Raw genomic sequence first — 18,379 nt, 5'->3', positions numbered from 1 at the left:
GTTTATCGTGTTTCATTGGAAAAAATCGCTTTAATTTCATCCGAAATTCTCGTGGGCCTAAATGATTTTGCATTTAACAGACACCACTTAGTACTTGAACGTACTAAAAGTGAATTTGTTTTAGCATCGAACATCTCTACAACACGAATAGATATGGCACCACCACTTTTTTCGATATGAGTTCTTACTAAAATAGTGTCGTGTAATTTGGCTGCACTTTTATAGGTAATATTGTGGTTCATAACTACCCAAACCACGGTGTCTAAAATTTCTTTAGTTGCTTTCGCTTGCCAATGTTCTTTAGAAATATCTTGTATCCATTGCACATAACGTACATTGTTTACATGCTCCAGGTCGTCTAAATCATCTGCCCCGACAACTATGGTCTTTTCGTAGAATTGCATTTTTATTTCTTTGAGATAGTTACCTCAAAAAGCTTGTCCCAATCTTTACCAGTGACAAAGAATGTTTTTCTGGTTGGGTGATATGCAATTCCGTTTAATACATTATCTGTGGGATTCCAATTATCGCCTTTGGTCACTTTTTTATCTAAACCACCAAAATTGATTACACCTTCGATAGCTCCACTTTCAGCATCTATTATCATCACACTTGGGCGCTGATATACATTAGCATAAATTTTACCATCAACATATTCAAGTTCATTGGCTTTATTGAATATAGATTTGTTGGTTACAATTTCTATATGACCTTCTTCAACTAAAGTATTTGGATTTAAAAACCAAATCTTTTCGGTGCCATCACTCTTATATATTTTTTCACCATCGTTACAAAGTCCCCAACCTTGAGTGCTTTCACCATATTGAAAACTGTCTATTCTTTCAAATTTATTGAGGTCATAAACAAAACCAGTTTTTGCTTGCCATGTTAATTGGTATATCTTGTCGTTCATTATAGTAATGCCTTCACCAAAAAAAGATTTATCAAGATCTATTCTTGCAAAATCTTTCCCTGTTTTGTAATCAAATTTCCGTAAAAAAGAACGACCTTTTTTTCCAGTACCTTCATAAAGGGTATCGTTATGAAATTCTAAGCCTTGCGTATACGCACCCGTATCATGAGGATAGGTGTTTATTATTTCGTAGCTATAAACTTCGGGTGCCTTTTCGGCTAACAGCTTAATACCTTGCGAGATATCAATAGTACCGTCTTCATAAGTAACAGCAGCTTTTAGTATTCTATTTCCTAATAAATTGGTGCTTAAAGTAATTTTGTTATTGGTTACCGGTATCTCCTTACCGTCAATAGAATATATTACATTACTAATCTCCTTTTCTTGTTTATTATTTATAGTTATACCTACCGTCTGATTTTTTTGAAAAATGTTTTTGCCGCCTTCTAAATCAATTTTAAATAAATCGGCTTTTGATCCACCATCGCCACAGGCCATAAAAATTATAGAAACAAATAAAGAAACGAACAATTTAGGCATAATGTGATTTAATTTAATTAAGAATGTAAAGTTAAACGATTCTATGTAAAGGTTCAATAGGGTCGCTTTATTAATAGGAGGCCAGGAGTTAGGGTGGGTAATTTATAAAAAGAAATAACATTTAAAATAGTATCAGTTTTATATTACCTGACAATGATTTTTTTAAATATCTTTTATTAGACAATTGTGTTTGAATAAGTTACGCAGTGTTCTACATGCTGTGTAATTAAAGTTAAACTTTAGAATTTCATTATTCAAAATACTTAGGTATGAATTAAAACATTTCTCTTTTGGATATTGCCTTTTGTTCGTCGTATATTTGCAGTTCGGCAAGTCCTACACGACCAGCTCCTGTAGAATCCCCCAGGGTGGGAACGCAGCAAGGGTATATGGTTGTAGCGGTGCGATGTAGGTAGCTTGCCGTTTTTTTATGCGCTAATTTTAAATTAGCACTTCTTTTAGAATTAAATTCCAAAATCATTAATTTGCAAGCCTTATGTCACAGAAAGTAGTTCTTGTTACGGGCGGTTCTTCAGGTATTGGTAAATCTATTGGGACTGTATTGGTGTCAAAAGGATACATAGTTTATGGAACCACAAGAAATCTCGCAAAATACCCCGATTTTAAAACATTTCAACTTTTAGAGATGGATGTTAGAAATGTAGCAAGTATTAAACAAGCGGTTGAAACTGTAATCACCAAAGAAGGTCGATTAGATGTTTTAATTAATAATGCGGGCGTAGGCATTACCGGACCTATTGAAGAAACTCCGCATGCAGAGATATTAGGAGCTTTTGATACTAATTTTAATGGACCTATACATACAGCTAAAGAAGTAATGCCTTATATGCGAAAGCAAGGTGGTGGATATATTATTAATATTACCTCTATTGCTGGGTATATGGGATTGCCTTTTCGTGGGATATATTCTGCTTCTAAAGGAGCCTTGGTAGTAGTTACAGAGGCTATTCGTATGGAGGCTAAGGAATTTGGCATTAAAGTATGTAGTTTGGCTCCTGGTGATTTTGCTACGAATATTGCTAGTGGACGTTACCATGCGCCAGTGGTTGCGAATTCACCTTATAAAAAGTATGCCGAGAGTCTTGAAACGATGAATGAGCATGTAGCTGATGGCCAAGATCCTATTTTGGTTGCAGAAACTGTTGTGAAGATTTTAAATACAAAGAACCCTAAGGTGCATTATAGAGTAGGAGCCTTTATGCAAAAGTTTTCGCTATTTTTAAAAAAGATTCTGTCAGACAAACTCTATGAGAAATTATTGATGAACCATTATAAATTGTAGCTTTGTTAATTCCAACTTCCTTTGTGTTAAAGGGGTAACTTAAAACTTAAAAACTAAAGAAATGAAATTTTTTATTGATACTGCCAATTTAGATCAGATTCGTGAAGCGCAGGAATTGGGCGTTCTTGATGGAGTTACAACTAACCCATCTTTAATGGCAAAAGAAGGCATTACTGGAAAAAATAATATTTTAAAGCATTATGTAGATATATGTAATATTGTTGAAGGTGACGTTTCTGCTGAAGTTATTTCTACTGAGTTTAGTGAAATGGTGAAAGAAGGCGAAGCTTTAGCTGAATTGCACGATCAGATAGTAGTTAAAATACCGATGATTAAAGATGGCGTAAAAGCATTAAAGTATTTTTCTGATAAAGGTATTAGTACCAATTGTACTTTGGTTTTTTCACCAGGACAGGCACTTTTAGCAGCAAAAGCAGGAGCTACTTATGTTTCTCCTTTTATTGGTCGTTTAGATGATATTTCTACAGATGGCTTAAATCTTATTGCTGAGATTCGCCATATCTATGATAACTATGGTTTTCAAACGCAAATTTTAGCTGCATCTGTAAGACATACAATGCATGTTATTGATTGTGCAAAATTAGGAGCAGATGTTATGACGGGACCTTTATCGTCTATAGAAGGATTATTAAGACATCCACTTACAGATAGTGGTCTTGCTAAGTTCTTGGCAGATTATCAGAAAGGAAACTAAATACTAGTAGTTTTAAAACGTATTATAAAAGCAGCATAATTATTTATGCTGCTTTTTAGTTTTTAGCGAGCTGTGTATAACCGCTCATTTGTTGCTCTATAGTACTAGAGAATATGTTACTAAAGGCATTAACTATTTTACCGTTTTCAGCAATAATGCATTTATTAATTGGGAATATGATTAGTGCTTTTGTTAATTCATCAAAGTTATCGGAACGATATTGTTTCAAAGGATCAAGATTTGTTGTTTGTACAAGCCCTTTCCAATTAGCCTCTTCTGTTTTAACATTTATTCCTATCAATTGATAGTCCGGTTTTCTTTTCTGCAACCATGCAACTCGTTTGTTCACTTCATTTAAGTGACGCTTGTCTTCGCCCGTCCAAAAATAGAAAAGTGTCTTTTTATTCTTTGATATACTTAGTAGTGATACTTTTTCACCTAGAGAATTATATACTAAAACTTCAGGAACAGATTTAGTTGGCTGTATGTTTTTTATGCCTTCATATAACTCATCAATCTCTTTATTGTGTCTGTTATTACTAGATAACTTATGAAACTTCTCAATAAATGCCTCATTGTTCTTTTCAGAATCGTGTGATTTTAATAAGTAATCAAAAGCAACTTTTCTCAACAAGTTGTCTTTTAGTTCTTTATCTACAACTATGCTATCAATTAAATAAAGCTTATGGCTATTAAAATGCATTCGATTTTTAACTACATTTTCTTTTAATTCACAATTAGACTTGCAGCTCATGTACGTTACATTGCCAAAATGATTGTTCATAAAATTGTAATACGGACGTAAATAGGTTAAATCGCTATCGCCAAAATCTAAATTTTTACGGTAGTCGTAAAAATTAGCAGGTACTTTTTGAATTTTTTTGTCTTCGGTATATTTTCGATGTACAAAAGGGTATTTCTCTTTATAGGAATCATATCCATAAACAATGCTAACTTTAGCAATTTTAATCTCCCGCTCAGTTAAATTATCTTCTTCTATCAGGGTATTAAGAATTTCTAGTTTCTGGTTTGCAAGGGAATCTAATTTTTTGGTAAAAGCATCAGGCTCTAAGCGAAACGTAGCATTTATTCCTGGTCTTTCTTCTTCATTTGCTAAAAAGAGCTCCAATAAAAAGTTATTTATTTCTTCACCATCACCTGAAAAAACTAAAGATTCATCGAAGGCAACCGTATTTAATCGAATAACGAGACTATCGCCTTTTTTTAAATATACGTATTGTAATTCTGGAGCATGATTAAAATGGTATAAACCATCTGCAATAGAATCAAAACGAAATACGAATCTATTATGTTCATCTAATTTAGCAGAATCGATTACGTTGTCACCCTTAAAGAGCACAACATGACTGGAAGTAGGGTTTACAATTTCACCTGTAAAGTGAACATCAGGGGAACTGTTTTTGCCTTTTCCACAACTGGCTAAAACTATAACTAAGAGATAAAGTAATTTTCTATTCATATAAAAATTGCTACACCTATAACACTCAAAAATAGTAAACCGGTATAGGCAAGCCTGTTAAATGGTAGTTAAAAATGATGGCATTTAGTTAATATATTGATGTAAGACACATTTTTTTTAACGCATTTTTGCTGTATAAATGGGCGCTTAAGCGATAATATTGTGTATTTTTGCGCCAATTTTTAAAATAGAAAACTATGTTGACTGTATCAAATTTATCGGTGCAATTTGGAAAAAGAGTGCTTTTCGATGAGGTAAATGTGTCTTTTACACAAGGAAATTGTTATGGTATTATTGGCGCAAATGGTGCTGGTAAATCAACGTTTTTAAAAATTCTTTCAGGAGCTATTGATCCTACCTCCGGAAATGTTTCTTTAGAGCCTGGTAAGCGTATGTCAATCTTGGAACAAGATCATAACGCGTATGATGAAACTGGAGCCCTAGATGCGGTGGTAATGGGGAATAAGCCATTATTTGCTATAAAGACTGAAATTGATGCGTTATATGCCGATTACACGGATGAAAATGCAGATAAGATTGGAGAACTTCAAGTGCGATTCGAAGAAATGAATGGTTGGAATGCAGAGAGTGCTGCTGCTGCATTATTATCTAACTTAGGAATATCTGAAGATTTGCATCATACAGCAATGGCAGATATAGATCCAAAATTAAAAGTACGTGTTCTTTTAGCTCAAGCATTATTTGGAAGTCCAGATGTTTTAATAATGGATGAGCCAACGAACGACCTTGATTATGAAACGATACATTGGTTAGAAAACTTTTTAGCTGATTATGAAAATACTGTAATTGTAGTATCGCACGATAGACACTTTTTAGATACAGTTTGTACACATATTGCTGATATAGATTATAGTAAAATGAACCTGTATTCGGGTAATTACACTTTTTGGTACGAAAGTAGCCAATTAGCCTCAAGACAAAGGGCGCAACAAAATAAAAAGGCGGAAGAAAAAGCAAAAGAATTACAAGAATTTATTTCGCGTTTTAGTGCGAACGTCGCTAAAAGTAAACAAGCAACTTCGCGTAAGAAAATGTTAGATAAGTTAAATGTGGAAGATATTAAGCCGTCTAGTAGAAGGTATCCTGCGCTAATATTTGAACGTGAAAGGGAAGCGGGCGATCAAATTTTAAATATAGAAGGATTATCTGCTACCTCTGATGATGGCGATTTGTTGTTTGATAAAGTAAATATTAACCTCTCTAAAGGTGATAAAGTTGCAATTATTTCGAGGGATGCGCGAGCTACAACTGCATTTTATGAAATAATAAATGGTAAGCGTAAAGCTAATAAAGGAAGCTATAATTGGGGAATAACTACTAATCAATCGTATTTGCCTGCTGATAATTCTAGTTATTTTAAATCGGACGATAGTTTGGTAGACTGGTTACGTGAGTGGGCCAAAACTGAAGAAGAAAGAGAAGAAGTTTTTATTCGTGGTTTTTTAGGTAAAATGCTTTTCAGTGGGGAAGAGGCTCTAAAAAAGTGCTCGGTCTTATCAGGGGGCGAAAAAGTTCGTTGTATGTTAAGCCGTATGATGATGCTTAGAGCTAACGTATTAATGTTGGATGAACCGACCAATCACTTAGACCTTGAAAGTATTACAGCTTTTAATAATTCACTAAAGAATTTTAAAGGTACTGTGTTATTTACTACTCATGATCATGAATTCGCTCAAACTGTGGCTGATAGAATAATAGAATTGACACCTAAAGGCAACATTGACAGATATTTAACGTTTGATTCATATATGTCTGACAAGACAATAAAAGAACAGCGTGATAAGATGTACGCTGTTTCTGTATGATATTGTAAAACCCAAATTTTACAACTTATGAAAACCTACAACATACTCTATGCATTTTTGGCATGCGCTATTCTGGGCTGCAGTAAATCTGATACTGGTAACGAAGACAATGGCGGTGGCGGTGAAACACCCGGTGCAGATGCTAGCTACAATTTATTGGTAACAGACGAAGGAATTTTATCAAGTACTTTGATAAATGCGACTGCAGAAGTCATTACTAAGAATCCGGCCAAAAGCGAGTTCGAAAATATGCTTATTCCCGATTTAATTTATAATGACGGTACAGTGTTAACATCATACCACAAAGACACTAATTGTAGTGGTACTATTTTTCAATTCGATTTTGCAGATAATACAAGTACATCGCTAGATTTATTTACAGACTTATCTGATTGTAATTTAAAGGTTACCGGTATAGCACACTCAGATGCTAACCTTTATGTTTCATATCATCTAAACGATAGTAACGACTATTTCGTTCGTGTAATTGACCCAAGTAAGACAGATTCAAATTTTATAGATGTACCCTTAAAAAACGAATCTTTCGACCCAACATATATTCCTAAGGAATTAGTCTTTGCTAATGGTAAACTTTTTATACTAGGGCATGATGAAGCGGCTACAGATGAATATCACTTACTAATAATGAATAGCAGTGATAATACTTTGATGACTGATATGAATTTAGGTTTTGATGTAAAGCAAATATTTAAAAATCCAAAGGAAAATATAATTGTTAGTTATAGTACGCTTCACTCAGAGGTGAATAGCGGTACATTAAAAATTAAATACACAAATTACAACGAGACTACTGCACCAAACTTTATTAATTCTAAATTTAATTATTTCGATAAAGAAGGAAGAATGTATTACGAAATGCCCCCTGGTGCCTATAGTTCATATGCTATTATTCCAGCGGTTTACGATTTTGAAAATCAATTGGCTATTCTATATGCATATGAAAATTTCTTAACTGAAGCGCAAAGCATATTCGAATTTAAGATTGAAAATACCACAATGGTTTCCTATGATGATAAAAATAATTTTATCATAATAGGCTATAAGAAAATGGAGAGTTCGAATAAAGGTGGAATCTTACGAATTAAACCAGCTCCAGAACCAGCTTTGATTGACAACTTAGATGTTGACGGAATTCCGTATAAACTATATGTAAAGTAAAACAAGACTACATCAAATTCAAAAAAGGCTGTTTAATTAAACAGCCTTTTTTTATGTATTTATATATCTACTATTCCAAATAGCATTACTAAAATTCTTTCCTTGAGCAAATGCATAAAATACTACAACAGCGGCTATAGATTTAAAGCTGAAGAAAAATAGCAATCCGAATTGAGCGGCAGAAGTAGATTTTGAAAATAAACCAGAGGGAATCATTGTTGCAATAATAAAACTAATCAAAACGGTAAACCACACTAAATTTACCATATCCTTAAAAGGCCACATTAATAATTTTCTTAGTGGATGCAAATCATTTCCCCACTTGTGTATTAAGTAGTAATAACCGTTACCTAAGGGTGCAAATAATATAGGGTCGTCCTTATCCTTCAATTTAAATAGTTTTGAAGGAGCTAAAATTTTATAGCCTGCAAGCTCTGTTTTATGATCTTTTTCAATTTGTCTAATCTTAGAAACTGCTTCTTCTGGAATTGTGCCTTTAAATAGTTTTGAATCTAAAAACCGTAAGCGATAAGCAACACAAATATTTTTTATTTGATCAATATGAAAAATATTCTCTGTTATCAAAAAATCTATATCAAAATTATTCTTTGGAACTTCTGATCCGTTCGAAATATTATTTTTAATAGTATTTCGTTCAACTTGGTTTTCCTTTAAAATAGCATAAATAGATGCTAAATTTTCTTCAGTATTGGGAGATTTTTTTCTCGCTAGAATTAACTTTTCTTGTATGTTTGTTCTCTTCATATTCTAAAATTTGAACATAACTATTACCTCAAATATAAAATATTATGAAACGAGATGCGTTTTATGTAGTGTATACCATGTTAATATTTTGTTAATTTAGTTGTAACGTGTTATTGACTATTGTTTTGAAAAGCATTTTCATTGTAACTTAGGCGGATATAACTAACAGTTCGTCGAGAATAGCCCCTTTTAAGAACGCAGACTACTTACAACCTATGAAATTTTTAACCTCCGGATTCCCCTTGTTTTTTCTAATGTTTTCCTTTCTCGCATCTGCACAAAACCATAGTTATGAACTGTTGTCTGAGATGGATCCTGAAAAATCTATTTCAACGAATACTGCAGATTCGGAAAATTATAAGACGCTTTTAGAGGTAATGCGAGCATCTGAGCTAGAAGAACTTTTAGCTGATGATGGTCCGTTTACAGTTTTTGCACCTACAGATAGTGCCTTCGAAAAATTACCAAGAAATACGGTGGCCGAACTTTTAAAGCCGGAAAATAGAAAAGAATTAAAAGATTTAATGGCGTATCATATTGTAGCGGGGAATTTTTCAGCTTCTAAAATATTGAAAGCGATGTGTCGCGGAAATGGGACCGCCACTTTTACTACAGTGCAAGGCGATGAACTTACGGCGACCATGCAAGGCATCGATATTATTTTAAGTGACAGCATTGGTAATTCTGCAAAAATCACTACTGCCGATGCAAATCAATGTAATGGCGTAATGCACGAAATAGATGGTGTAATTGCTCCAGGAAACTTATAAAATAGAATAATTTGCTTTTTATCTAAGTTCAGCACTCAATTCCTTTTCATAGCGGGACTGTAACTTTGACATTATTTTATCTATTTGTTTATCAGTTAATGTGCTTTTCTCATCTTGTAATGTAAAACTTACTGCATAAGACTTTTTGCCCTTTGGCAATTTAGAGCCTGTATATACATCAAAAAGATTAATATTTTTAATTAGCTTTTTCTCTGTTTGAAAGCCTAATTCATAAATCTTTTTAAAAGGTATAGCTTCATCTAACAATAATGCGAAATCTCGTTTAACCTCAGGATACTTTGGAATTGGTTGATAAACAATTTTATTCTTCGTTACTAATTGTAATAAATTATCCCAGTTAAAATCTGCATAAAGAACTTCTTGCTTAACATCAAATTTCTTCAAAACCTTAGGAGTAATAATACCAAAAGAGACAATGTCTTTTTTCTTTTCCGTAATGGTCAATCCTTCAGAAAACAAATCATTTTCAATTGGTGTAGAAGAATTTGGACTAATACCCAGTCTAATTAAGGTGTTCTCAATTACGGTTTTAAGATAAAAGAAGTCATTTTTCTTATTAGGTGTGACCCAACCGTCTTCTGATCTATTGCCCGTTAGAAATAATGCTAAATGCATTTTTTCTAAAGTATCTTTTTCACCTTTATTATAAGTTTTGCCAAACTCGAAAAGTTTAAGATTTGGTTTCTTTCTATTTATATTATATGCTATAGTTTCTAGGCCGTTAAATAACATGGAACTGCGCATTACTGAAAGGTCACCACTTAAAGGATTCATAATTTCAACAGAGACTTCTGATGATAGTTGGTCTGAAAGCTTCTTAAAATCTGGCGAAGTAAGACTATTGGTCATTATTTCAAAAAAACCTTGAGATGCTAACTGATCACCAATTTTTTGTTCTAGTTTGTGTGTGTCGAATTTAGAACTTTTAGCTACCGAGGCATTTAATTTCTCGCCAAACTTTATGTTGTTATAACCGTAAACTCTAAGAATTTCTTCAATGACATCTACTTCTCTTTGTACATCTACTCGATAAGTAGGAATTGCTAGTCCTAATCCACTTTCAGTAACACTTTTAACTTTAATTTGTAGTGATGCTAAAATAGATTTAATGGTGTCTTTTGGTATCTCTTCACCAATAAGTTTATTTATTTTTTCAAAAGAAAGAAATACTTGATGGTCTTCAAATTGTTTCGGATAGAAATCAACAATGTCCGAAGTAATATCACCACCAGTAACTTCTTTAATTAGTAGCGCTGCGTGTTTTAGCGCGTATTCTACATTTTCTATGTCAATACCTCGCTCAAACCTGAAAGAGGCATCTGTATTAAGACCATGTCTTTTGGCTGTTTTGCGAATGGTTACTGGATCGAAATATGCGCTTTCAAGAAATATAGATGTTGTTTTCTCTGTAACACCCGTATTGATTCCTCCAAAAACTCCAGCTATACACATTGGTTTTTCAGCATCACAAATCATTAAATCGTCTTCATGCAGAATATGTTCTACACCATCTAAGGTCATGAATTTAGTACCTTTTTCAGCAGTTTTAACAACAATGTTTTTATCATATACACGATCTGCATCAAATGCATGTAAGGGTTGACCGAGCTCATGTAATACGTAATTAGTAATGTCTACTACATTATTTATTGGCGAAACACCAATTGCATTCAATCTATTCTTTAACCAATCTGGTGATTGTTGAACATTTAAATTACTTAAGGTAATGCCACAATATCTCGGTGCAAGTTTACTATTCTCTACAGTTACCTGTAATTTTCTGGAACGTACATCTACATGAAATTTACCAACAGAAGGTGTAATAAGTTTTTTGCTGATTTTTCTTCGTTCAAGACCGGCTTGTAAATCTCGAGCAACACCAAGATGACTCATAGCGTCCGCTCTATTAGGAGTAAGGTCTATTTCAAAGACTTCGTCATTTTCTATTTCAAAAATATCAGCACAGGGTGTGCCAGGTTTCAGTTTTGAATCGAGTACTATTATACCATCATGATCGGTGCCCAAACCTAATTCATCTGCAGCACATATCATTCCTTCACTAACTTCACCTCTTATTTTTCCTTTTTTTATTTTCCAAGCTTCACCTTTGTCATCATATAGGGTAGTGCCAATTGTGGCAACAGGTACTTTTTGTCCTTTTGCTACATTAGGTGCTCCGCAGACTATTTGAATGGGATTTTCTTGTCCGATATCAACAGAAGTTACTTTTAGTCTATCAGCATTAGAATGTTGTTCGCAGCTAAGTACATGACCAACTACAACTCCATTTAATCCCCCTTTAACAGATTCGTATTTTTCTATTCCACCTACTTCAAGACCTAAATCGGTCAACATATCAGCAGTTTTACTTGCTTCAAATTCAATAGGAATAAACTGTTTTAGCCAGTTGTATGAAATCTTCATTGGTTAGGTTTGTAGAGGGTAAAGATAATTCAATATATCAGAAATTAAAACGCCTATCATTTAATTGTTAATGATAGTTTGGTTTTTCATTCAATCGTAAGGTAATTTAATCTGTAATGTAGTTATGGTTATATGATTGTAGATTTGCCTAAGCCGATATTTTCATCATTAATATTTCCAAAATTATCAGCATCGACAATATTATCAGCAATAAAATTCCCAACATAATCGGTGCCGTATTTACTGCTGCCCATGATGTCTGTAGTAACTACCTTTTTCATAAAAGACTTTCTAACAGCTATTACAACAGCATTAGACTCTTCTTTTAAGCCGAAATGACTCAGTAGCATTGCGGCGCTAAGAATTGAGGCCACTGGGTTCGCTATATTTTTCCCTTTAGCTTGCGGGTATGAACCATGTATTGGTTCAAACATGGCATTATCTTTTCCTACTGAAGCGGAAGGCAATAAACCTACGGAACCGATAATTACACTTCCCTGATCAGATAATATGTCGCCAAAAAGATTATCAGTAAGAATAATGTCAAATTGTGCAGGGTTCTGAATCATTTGTACCGTTGCATTATCAATATACATGCATTCCAGTTTTACCTGAGGATAACTTTTTGCAATTTCTGTAACTATCTTACGCCACAATCTAGAGGTGGCTAATACATTTGCTTTGTCAACTAAAGTAACTTTTCTTTTTCTGATTTTTGCAGCCTTAAAGGCTAAATGAGCTACTCGGCTAATTTCTTTTTCCGTGTAAGTGTAAAGATCAGATGCGGTTGATTCATCTTTAGATAACTGCTTATTGTCAAAGTCTATACCTCCTGATAATTCTCGATAAATCACTAAATCTGTCCCAATAATTGTCTTATTATTTAAGATGGCATTTCTAGTAATGGAAGGGAATACTTTAACCGGACGAATACATGCGAAAAGTTCAAGTTCTTTTCGTAGCTGAAATAAGCCTTGTTCTGGTCTTATTTCTGCAGTAGGATCATTGTCATATTCAATTGCACCAATTGCTCCACATAATATAGCGTCAGCTTTTCTGCATATATCCAAAGTAATTTCTGGTAATGGTTTCCCCGTGTTAGAGATAGCGACCGCTCCAAAACTTGCTTCTTTGTAGGTGAAATTATGATTAAACGTTTCTTCAACAGCTTTTAAACACTTTACTGCTTGACTTAGAACTTCTGGTCCAATGCCGTCTCCTCCTAATAGGGCTATTTCTAATTGCATTAGGCAATACTTTCAATATTCACCTTAGAAGAGGCAATTATTTCATGAATATCATTATCTACAACTTCTTTTTTCTGATCAGCATATTTCAAGAATTCTTGATATACATCGTCTAATTGAAGTTTAGTTAATTCATAACCTACTTTTTTAGCTCTATAAGCTAAGGCAGCTCTACCACTTCTGGCAGTAAGCACTATTGATGATTCGTTTACACCTACATCTTCAGGATTAATAATCTCATATGTTTCACGATTCTTAATAACACCATCTTGGTGAATTCCAGAACTATGAGCAAAAGCATTTGAGCCTACGATTGCTTTATTTGGCTGTACAAGCATTCCCATTTTTTGAGAAACCATTTGGCTTGTACTATAAAGTAATTTGCTATTTATGTTTGTATCTATATTTAAAGAAGGATGCTGACGCATCACCATTACAACCTCTTCCAATGATGTATTACCAGCGCGTTCGCCAATACCATTTATAGTGCATTCTATTTGTCTTGCACCGTTTATAGCTCCTGCAATTGAATTTGCAGTAGCCAAACCTAAATCGTTATGGCAATGGCAAGAAAGTATTGCTTTCTCTATACCTTTAACATTTTCCTTTAAGTATTTTATCTTTTCACCGTATTCAGAAGGTAAACAATACCCTGTGGTATCAGGTATGTTTAATACTGTTGCACCTGCTTTAATTACGGCTTCACAAACTTGAGCTAAAAATTCATTGTCTGTTCTACCGGCATCCTCAGCATAAAATTCAACGTCATCAACAAAGTTTTTTGCATGACTTACAGCAGCTACGGCACGTTCTATTATAGCATCTTTGTTGGAATTAAACTTGTGCTTTATGTGTGATTCAGAAGTGCCAATACCAGTATGTATTCTAGGTCTTACCGCCGGTTTTAACGCTTCGGCTGCTACTTCAATATCTTTCTTAACAGCTCTTGTTAAACCACAAACAGTTGCATTCTTAACCAATTTGGCTATTTCATTTACTGATGTAAAATCACCAGGGCTAGAAATTGGGAAACCAGCTTCAATAATATCGACGCCCATTGTCTCTAACCTTTCGGCAATAACCAACTTCTGCGTAGTGTCAAGTTTACATCCTGGTACTTGCTCTCCGTCGCGTAATGTGGTGTCAAAAATTTGTACTATATCTTTGCTCATTATATTTGTGTAGTTTAGCTGTACTATACGAATATATGGCCCTTAGGCGAAAAGATTACTATTTTAGTCTCACTTTTACAATGCCGATGTACTTTTGGTATTGTTTAAAATACTGTAAAACAATTGTTTAACCCTTATTTTTTACGATGACAAATACGCACAAAGATGCATTATTTGTTCTGGTGAAATCGCTTTCTAAATCAGAAAAGCGACAGTTCAAGCTATATGTTGGTCGATTAGGCGTTAATACGGACGCCAAATTTTTGTCTCTTTTTATTCTTTTAGATAAACTAAGAAATTATAATGAAGCTACAATTTTGGAAAGTGGCATAGTAAAAAAAGCACAACTTTCTAATCTTAAAGCTCACTTATATAAACAAATTCTTGTTAGTCTTCGCTTAAATCCGGTGAATCAAAATATTCGGGTTCAAATTCGAGAACAATTAGATTTTGCTACTATTCTGTATCAAAAAGGATTATATAAACAAAGCTTAAAAATTCTTGATAAAGCAAAAAATATTGCGATTGAGAATGAGGAAAAGAATATTGCTTATGAAATTGTTGAACTTGAGAAAATAATTGAAACTCAGTTTATAACCAGAAGTATTCCTGATCGTGCTGATGAGTTAGCTGTTCAGGCAAAAGAATTATCTGCCCAAAACGTAATGACCAGTAAATTATCTAATCTTTCGCTACAACTATATGGTTGGATGCTGAAAGTTGGATATGTTCGTGGTGATGACGATTACCAAAGAGTTAAGAAATATTTTGAAAAGCAGCTGCCGGCGTATAATATTGATAGATTAGGCTTCCGAGAAAAATTATGGCTGTATAAGTCGTATTTGTGGTATAGTTTCTTAACACAAGATTTTCTTTCTTGCTATAAATATTCTAGAAAATGGGTAGAACTTTTTGATGAACGACCAGACATGATTGAAATGCATCCTGTCTTTTTTCTAAAAGGAAATAACTATTTACTTGAATCTTTGTTTAACGTAAAATATAGTTCTCAATTTAAGCAAACCCTCGAAGATTTAGAAAAAAGGGTATCTGAAAAAAGTTTTCCAAAAAATGACAATATATCGTCTTTAGTTTTTCTGTATGTCAATTCACATAAATTGAATTTGCATTTTATGAAAGGTACTTTTAAAAAAGGACTGTATTTAGTACGTATTATTGAATATGGAATTAATAAGCATAAAGATCGAATAGATGCGCATCATATTATGGTGTTGTATTATAAAGTAGCCTCGCTTTATTTTGGAAATGCAGATAACAAAAACTGTATTTTATACTTAAATAAAATTATAAAAAACAAGAATCTTAAAATGCGAGAAGATTTAATGTGCTTCGCAAGGGTTTTAAGTTTAGTGGCTCATTATGAGGCGGGTATGGATTATCATTTAGAAGTTCAATTAAAAAGCACCTACAAGTTTTTATTGAAAATGAATGATATGCATGCGGTGCAAAAAGAGATGTTGAATTTTCTAAGAAACCTTAGAAATATATATCCACATGAATTGCGTAGTGAATTTGAAAAACTTCATAAAAAGTTGAAAAAGTATGAAGATCATCCATATGAGAAAAGACCCTTTTTGTATCTTGATATTATTTCGTGGTTAGAGAGTCATTTACAAAATAAACCAGTTGCACAAATTATTCAGCAAAAGGCGAAACTACTTACACGATAAACATTTTTGAATAGTACAAAATTACATACAAGGCATTTACTAGAATTAAACGTAGCAATGTTATTTGGTAGTACCTCTGGTGTCTTGGGGCGCTATATACAATTACCAGTAACAGTTACTATTTGTATTCGTACTTTATTGGCGTTTATATTGCTGTATGTTTATTGTAAATGGAGGAAAATTTCTTTAAAAGTTCATAAAGAAGATCGATTACAGCTTTTTGTTAGTGCTGTTTTAATGGGAGCTCATTTTGTTACGTATTTTTATGCATTGCAATATTCTAATGTTGCTATCGCAATGCTTTCTTTATTTACTTATCCGGTGATAACATCTTTTTTAGAACCTATTTTATTAAAGACAAAATTTCAGAAAATACATTTGCTTTTAGCCGCATTATTACTCTGCGGAATTTACTTTTTAGTCCCTAATTTTAATTTAGATAATTCATATTCAATTGCCGTTATTTTTGGAATTGTAGCAGCTGTTTGTTATGCATTAAGAAATATCTTAATGAAGTCTAAGGTGCAGAAATATAATGGCTCTTTTTTAATGTGTTATCAAATGGGTGTTAGTGGCTTTTTACTAATTCCTGCCTTGTTTTTTATAGATTTTGAGATTGTTGTAACCCAATGGAAAGGCTTATTGGCTTTGGCATTTTTAACAACAGCAATTGGCCATACTATGTTCTTAAATAGTTTCAAACATTTTTCAATTACTACTGCGAGCATTTTAAGTAGTATTCAACCTGTTTATGGAATAATTTTAGGAGCCCTATTTCTTGCTGAAATACCAACGCTAACTACAGTTTTTGGAGGAGCGCTAATATTAGCTTCTGTCATAATCGAAAGTTTGCGAACTAGGAAAAAAGCATTGATTTGATTGTAGATGCTAATTTAGCAATGAGGTTCATAAAAAATTCTATATTCTAGTTATTTTAGTAGTTTTTCTATATTTAACTTTTGAATATATTTCCATAATTTTTCTCCATTTAGATTTGAGCTAGAAGCATTTACGATTATTCTATCATCAAATTTATAGAATAATTGTGTCATTTTTTCACGCTCACTGTATTGTGAGATATAAGGCTTTAAATCTTTTTCATCTTTACCATTGTTTTCCATTGCATAGGCAAAATTTACCATTTCCATATCATCAGGACTTTTAGCTGCATCTATAACATATAACATTATTTCTTTCTTTTGACTTTTATCTGTATATACTAAATGAATATTGTTTTTGTTTTTTTGTCGAGCAGGTAGATTTCCATATTCTTTTTTGGTTAACGCTAAATCACTAAGTTTTTTCGGGGCCCATTTTTCGAATTGTATTTCGGTTAATGGAGTTAGAGCATCTAAACTTTTAGCAATTTCTATTTTTTCATCTTCCTGTATTTGCCTTAAAGTCCATTGCACCTTTTTATTGGAAGGTAAAAGTTTAGAATAATTTGTATGAATTGGTTTAGGATTGTTTGTATCATTATTACTATTCGACACCGTGTTTTCTTCAATAAAATTCCAACCTTTTTCAAATTTGATGTCCGTATTAATATATTCATAAACGTTACCCGTGCTAGAATTTACGCTACTACATTTTTCTTTATATGGAATAGTTCTGTCAATATAAAACCAAAAATATTTGCTGCTTGTAATAAGTCCTTCACTATCCGCAGTATTAGTTCCCAAGGTTCTTTCTTCGCTCTTTGGTTCTAATATTGCTACATTAATACCATATTTTCTTACCAAAAGTTTATATTTCTGCGAGTAGACATCATCAAAAGGCGTTTTAGCAAAAAGATCTCTGTCTTTACATTTACTATCAATATTAAATAATTGATGAAGATTATAATTTTGTAATGGAATACTATCGTACATAGCTTTAATATCGAATATTGGTAAATTAAAATGAATCGTACCATCAGTATTAATTTTTCCAAGTACTATTTCTTTGCCATTTTGTTGTGTTTGAACTAAATCTAACGACTCATGAACATAGTCTATATCACCTTTTAAATGGTTTTCAACCTTGGGTAAATCAGTTTGTGCTTGACACCAGAAAAAATTAAGTGTCATCATTAAAATAAGTTGAATTGTATTTTTTTTCATAATAGGATGGCTTTTTTAAATACTTCGGCTGAATTTATATTCGTTTAATCAAAGCATTATATTCTTGTAGTTAATACAAATACTTTCAAGAAGTAAACATTAAATCTATTTTAAATAAAATGTAATTACATTAATTCTTTAAGAATTATACACTAATTTTCTAAATGAATTTTGTGTATAAATTGTAATAGTACGGTAAAAAGTAAATTGTTATTTTATAGTAGTAACTTC

Annotated in this window: 15 protein-coding genes and 1 other RNA gene; 8 read left to right on the top strand and 8 right to left on the bottom strand. The window is 32.8% G+C overall.

All coding sequences use genetic code 11. The annotated features are described in order from the left end of the window. Positions 1–2: 2 nt before the first annotated feature. Complete coding sequence (locus UH7x_RS19460; RefSeq protein WP_482361592.1) at positions 3–404, bottom strand: acyl-CoA thioesterase; 402 nt, start codon at positions 402–404, stop codon at positions 3–5. Between the two features lie 2 nt (positions 405–406). After that, entirely contained in the window at positions 407–1,453 is a 1,047-nt protein-coding gene (locus UH7x_RS19455) for a glutaminyl-peptide cyclotransferase (RefSeq protein WP_482361591.1), read from the bottom strand. Positions 1,454–1,780: 327 nt separating this feature from the next. Here UH7x_RS19455 and ffs point away from each other — a divergent pair. The 3 genes from ffs to fsa all read left to right on the top strand — a co-directional run bounded on the left by ffs (position 1,781) and on the right by fsa (position 3,471). Beyond that, positions 1,781–1,879: signal recognition particle sRNA small type (gene ffs / locus UH7x_RS19450), an RNA gene on the top strand. Between the two features lie 70 nt (positions 1,880–1,949). After that, entirely contained in the window at positions 1,950–2,756 is an 807-nt protein-coding gene (locus UH7x_RS19445; RefSeq protein ID WP_482361590.1) for an SDR family oxidoreductase, read from the top strand. A gap of 61 nt (positions 2,757–2,817) precedes the next feature. Beyond that, the gene (gene fsa, locus UH7x_RS19440) at positions 2,818–3,471 is read left to right on the top strand and encodes a fructose-6-phosphate aldolase (protein ID WP_482361589.1); all 654 of its coding nucleotides are present in this window, start codon (positions 2,818–2,820) and stop codon (positions 3,469–3,471) included. Positions 3,472–3,526: 55 nt separating this feature from the next. Here the strand turns inward: fsa and UH7x_RS19435 are convergent, their stop codons facing one another. Then, the gene (locus tag UH7x_RS19435) at positions 3,527–4,951 is read right to left on the bottom strand and encodes a transaldolase (RefSeq protein WP_482361588.1); all 1,425 of its coding nucleotides are present in this window, start codon (positions 4,949–4,951) and stop codon (positions 3,527–3,529) included. A gap of 197 nt (positions 4,952–5,148) precedes the next feature. On the opposite strand from UH7x_RS19435, the gene UH7x_RS19430 reads away from it, so the two are divergent. After that, on the top strand, positions 5,149–6,777 hold the full coding sequence (locus tag UH7x_RS19430; RefSeq protein WP_482361587.1) for an ABC-F family ATP-binding cassette domain-containing protein: 1,629 nt from the start codon (positions 5,149–5,151) through the stop codon (positions 6,775–6,777). A gap of 27 nt (positions 6,778–6,804) precedes the next feature. After that, positions 6,805–7,956, top strand: coding sequence for a hypothetical protein (locus UH7x_RS19425; protein ID WP_482361586.1), 1,152 nt, complete (start codon positions 6,805–6,807; stop codon positions 7,954–7,956). A 51-nt stretch (positions 7,957–8,007) separates the two neighbouring features. On the opposite strand, the gene UH7x_RS19420 is transcribed toward UH7x_RS19425, so the two are convergent. Beyond that, on the bottom strand, positions 8,008–8,721 hold the full coding sequence (locus UH7x_RS19420; RefSeq protein ID WP_482361585.1) for a hypothetical protein: 714 nt from the start codon (positions 8,719–8,721) through the stop codon (positions 8,008–8,010). Positions 8,722–8,936: 215 nt separating this feature from the next. On the opposite strand from UH7x_RS19420, the gene UH7x_RS19415 reads away from it, so the two are divergent. Continuing rightward, positions 8,937–9,491 carry a fasciclin domain-containing protein gene (locus UH7x_RS19415; RefSeq protein ID WP_482361584.1) on the top strand — a complete coding sequence of 185 codons (555 nt, stop codon included), beginning with the start codon at positions 8,937–8,939 and terminating at the stop codon, positions 9,489–9,491. 18 nt (positions 9,492–9,509) lie between these two features. Here UH7x_RS19415 and pheT read toward each other — a convergent pair whose 3' ends face one another. The 3 genes from pheT to UH7x_RS19400 form a co-directional block, all read right to left on the bottom strand. Next, a complete protein-coding gene (gene pheT, locus UH7x_RS19410; RefSeq protein WP_482361583.1) occupies positions 9,510–11,936 on the bottom strand; it encodes a phenylalanine--tRNA ligase subunit beta in 2,427 nt (808 codons plus the stop codon). Positions 11,937–12,064: 128 nt separating this feature from the next. Then, a complete protein-coding gene (gene leuB, locus UH7x_RS19405) occupies positions 12,065–13,183 on the bottom strand; it encodes a 3-isopropylmalate dehydrogenase (RefSeq protein ID WP_482361582.1) in 1,119 nt (372 codons plus the stop codon). After that, a complete protein-coding gene (locus UH7x_RS19400; RefSeq protein ID WP_482361581.1) occupies positions 13,183–14,355 on the bottom strand; it encodes a 2-isopropylmalate synthase in 1,173 nt (390 codons plus the stop codon). Before UH7x_RS19400 ends, leuB begins: the two co-directional genes overlap by 1 nt. 146 nt (positions 14,356–14,501) lie before the next feature. Here UH7x_RS19400 and UH7x_RS19395 point away from each other — a divergent pair, with 146 nt between their 5' ends. Both UH7x_RS19395 and UH7x_RS19390 read left to right on the top strand, forming a co-directional pair. After that, the gene (locus UH7x_RS19395) at positions 14,502–16,046 is read left to right on the top strand and encodes a hypothetical protein (protein WP_482361580.1); all 1,545 of its coding nucleotides are present in this window, start codon (positions 14,502–14,504) and stop codon (positions 16,044–16,046) included. A gap of 6 nt (positions 16,047–16,052) precedes the next feature. Then, positions 16,053–16,925, top strand: a complete 873-nt coding sequence (locus tag UH7x_RS19390) for a DMT family transporter (protein WP_482361579.1) — start codon at positions 16,053–16,055, stop codon at positions 16,923–16,925. A gap of 50 nt (positions 16,926–16,975) precedes the next feature. Here UH7x_RS19390 and UH7x_RS19385 read toward each other — a convergent pair whose 3' ends face one another. Then, positions 16,976–18,148, bottom strand: coding sequence for a hypothetical protein (locus tag UH7x_RS19385; RefSeq protein WP_482361578.1), 1,173 nt, complete (start codon positions 18,146–18,148; stop codon positions 16,976–16,978). Positions 18,149–18,379: the final 231 nt, after the last annotated feature.

The organism is Aurantibacter sp. UH7, from assembly GCF_056839165.1.
This window is presented reverse-complemented; position numbering and strand designations above follow the sequence as displayed.